At 75.4% G+C, this 3150-nt stretch carries 4 protein-coding genes; 3 read left to right on the forward strand and 1 reads right to left on the reverse strand.

The window, feature by feature from the left end; genetic code table 11:
* The 3 genes from Q8S40_RS23120 to Q8S40_RS23130 all read left to right on the forward strand — a co-directional run.
* Window positions 1-117 (forward strand): 4Fe-4S dicluster domain-containing protein (locus tag Q8S40_RS23120; protein ID WP_305672297.1); only part of this gene is annotated, 117 nt, incomplete at its 5' end.
* A gap of 24 nt (window positions 118-141) precedes the next feature.
* Window positions 142-1659 carry a hypothetical protein gene (locus Q8S40_RS23125; RefSeq protein ID WP_305672296.1) on the forward strand — a complete coding sequence of 506 codons (1518 nt, stop codon included), beginning with the start codon at window positions 142-144 and terminating at the stop codon, window positions 1657-1659.
* 73 nt (window positions 1660-1732) lie between these two features.
* On the forward strand, window positions 1733-2203 hold the full coding sequence (locus Q8S40_RS23130; protein WP_304814187.1) for a heme-binding protein: 471 nt from the start codon (window positions 1733-1735) through the stop codon (window positions 2201-2203).
* Window positions 2204-2281: 78 nt separating this feature from the next.
* Here Q8S40_RS23130 and Q8S40_RS23135 read toward each other — a convergent pair whose 3' ends face one another.
* A complete protein-coding gene (locus tag Q8S40_RS23135; protein WP_304814186.1) occupies window positions 2282-2830 on the reverse strand; it encodes a hypothetical protein in 549 nt (182 codons plus the stop codon).
* Between the last annotated feature and the right edge of the window lie 320 nt (window positions 2831-3150).

Genomic DNA, 3150 nt, shown 5'->3' on the forward strand with positions numbered 1-3150 from the left:
ATCAACGCCCAGAACTGCGTCCACTGCAAAACCTGCGACATCAAGGACCCGTTGCAGAATATCGACTGGAAGACCCCGGAAGGTGGCGGTGGCCCGAACTACATCGGCGGGATGTAGCGCCGCCGCGCCCGTCCGCCTGGCATGAGCGCGGCCATCGGCGTGGCGCCTTCCCGCCGGTCCGCCGCGCGGCGGGCGCCGGTCCGGCTCGCGCAGCCCTTCGTGGTGGTCGGGCTGCTGCTCGGCCTCGCGGCCGATCCGGCGCAGCCGGTGCTGCCGCTGGCCGGGCTTCTGGCGCTCGGCCTGGCACTGGGGCTGGCCCTGGCGCTGGCCGCCCGGGCGCAGCGCGCGGCCGGCATGGTGGCCGGGCTGCTGCTCGGCCTGGCGGGCATTGCCGCGGCGCAGATTTCGGCAGACGGGCCGCGCGGGCTGCTGGCCACACATGTCCCGCCGGTCGCCATCTGGCAGGCGGCGGCGCTGGGCCTGCCGCCACCGCCACCCTGGCCGGAGGACCGCCTGCGCGCCGCACTGGACGCGCCGCATCCCCGCCCGCTGCCCTACCCGGCTTCCTCGGATGAGTATCTGTTCAACGCCCTGGCGCTGGACGCACGCGGTGACCGGCAGGGCGCCGCCACGGCACTGCTGGCCGCCCTGGCGCGGCGGGAGACGCCGCGGCCGGATGCGCTGCTGCTGCACGCGGCGCTGAACGGCTGGGCGGATGCGCGGCGGATCCTGGATACGGCCCCGCTCCCCCCGGACGCTGGCACGCTGCTGGCGGCGCTGCGCCTGCCGGGTGCCCCCGCCCGGGTCGCGGCGCTGGATGCCATCCTGGCCGGATCATCCGCCAGCGGCCCGGATGCACTGCTTGCCCTGGCCGCGCTGGCCCATGCCCGCATCGCCGCCACCCTGCCCGAAGGGCCCACCGTGGCGGAAGCGGCGCGCATTGCCCCGGCGGTGGAGGCCTTCGCCGATGAAGCCCGCTTCACCGCCTTCGCGGATCAGTTCCTCGACCCCCACCGCGCCCGGCTGCTGCGCCAGGGCGTTCTCGCGCTGGATTGGGTGCGGGATGTCGCGTCGCGGCGCCTGACCGTCACCACCCTGGTGCCGCCGCCCGGCCTGCCGGGCCAGCCGATCCTGCTGCGCCTGGGCCTGCCGGAGCCGGCCCGCGCCGTGCAGCTTCGCCAGGGCGAGGCCTGGGTGGAGGTGTCGCGGGAAGATGGCGTGCCCACGCTGCGCCTGCCGCGCCCCTTCGCGCCGCAACGCCTGGTGCTGCGCTACCTGGACCGGGACGGCGTGGCAGCGGCCGAACTGGTGCATGATTTCGACCCGGCCAGCGCCATCCGCGCCCAGGCGCAACAGGCGCTGCGCCGCCAGGGGCCCTTCGCCCTTTACCAGCCCGGCTGGACCGCGCCCGGCCAGGTGAACCCCCTGCCCATCGCCGGCGCGTTGCGCGCGGGGCTGCGTGCCATCGAGTGGTGGACCGAGATCGAGCCGGTCCCGCGGCGCGTGCCGGTGGAGGTGCCGGATGCGGTGCTGCTGGCCGGCGATACGCCGCGCATCCTGGTGGAGATCACCCCGCCGGAGGCAGCGCGCCTGCTCGGCCTGGCCGCGATCTATGCCGATGGCAGCCGCGGCGAGCCGGTGATCCAGCCGATCCGCTGAAGGCTGCCCCCTTCCCGCGCCGCCCGGTTGCGGGCAGAGGACACCACCACCCCCATCCGGAGATTCCCCGACCATGACCCATCAGGCCCCCGCCGGCTTCCAGCACGGCATCACCGCCGCCGCCGCCCGCACCATCCTGGACGCGACCCTCGCCAAGGGGCGGGAGCTGGGCCTCGCGCCGCTGACCGTGGTGGTGCTCGATGCCGGCGGCCAGCTCAAGGCGGCGCTGAAGGAAGATGGCAGCAGCCTGCTGCGGCCGGATATCGCCTGGGGCAAGGCCTATGGCGCCATGGCGCTCGGCTTCGGGTCGCGCGAGATGGCGCGGCGCAGCCAGTCCATGCCCGGCTTCATGAATGCGCTGTCGGACCTCGCTTCCGGCCGCGCCGTGCCGGTGCCGGGCGGCGTGCTGGTGCGCGCGGCGGATGGCGCGGTGCTGGGCGCCGTCGGGGTCTCGGGCGATGTCTCGGACAAGGACGAAATCTGCGCGGTCGCCGGCATCCAGGCCGCCGGCCTCATCGCCGATACGGGCGACGCGCCGGCCTGATCGCCCACGGTCCCAGGTGGCCGTTCGAAAACACCGGCGGGTCGGCTCCCGGGGTGCTCGAACGGTCACCAACCCGCGTCAGCGCGGCCCGCGGGCGCGGTTCAGGGCGAGTTCCTCCGGCGTCAGCTGCAGGCTGATCCGCACCGTGTAGTCCACGGCGCGGACGCCCTGGCCGAGCGGCACGGTCAGTCGGGCCGTCTGGCCCTGGATGGTGCTGCGCACCACATTGGGGCCGAAGGTGACGCGGCTGGTGAAGGCCTGGCGGTCCAGCACGGTGGCATCGCCGGCATCCGTCAGCGCGACGAACCAGGGAATGTCCAGCATCCGGCCTTCCGCCGCCGGGCCACGCTCCACCTCGAAGCGCGGGGTCACGCGCACGGCCAGGGCGCCGCGGTCACGGCTGGCGAAATCGCAATTCGCCTGGAAGCCGGCGATCCGCGCATCGGCGGTCAGCGCCGTCAGGTCGCCACTGGCGCCGCCACGAAAGCGGGTGAGGTCCGCGCCATCGGCCAGGATGACGATGCGCGGGCAGGGCGCCTGGCTGGCGGACACGCCCTGGTCGCCGCCACAGGCCGCCAGCAATGCCAGCCCGGCCAGCGCCGCCACACCCATGCTGCTTCGTGCCATCACCGCACCCTTTTCCCATCGCCGCCGGCCACCTGCGAAGCGGAGCCTTTGAAGCAGGCCCCGCAGCCGGTAAGGTGGCACCAAGGCACCACGCTGCGTCTATCGCATCGCCGGCGCCGTCCGACCATCCCCGCCCCACAACCGGGGCGCAGCCCTGGGCCAAGACCCCCGGGGGCAGCGAGGCACCGAGCACCCCCATGCCCGACGAGAGGTTGGGGGGGGGGGGGGGGGGGGGGGGGGGGGGGGGGGGGGGGGGGGGGGGGGGGGGGGGGGGGGGGGGGGGGGGGGGGGGGGGGGGGGGGGGGGGGGGGGGGGGGGGG

This window comes from Falsiroseomonas sp., assembly GCF_030695085.1.
Classification (GTDB): Bacteria; Pseudomonadota; Alphaproteobacteria; order Acetobacterales; family Acetobacteraceae; genus Falsiroseomonas.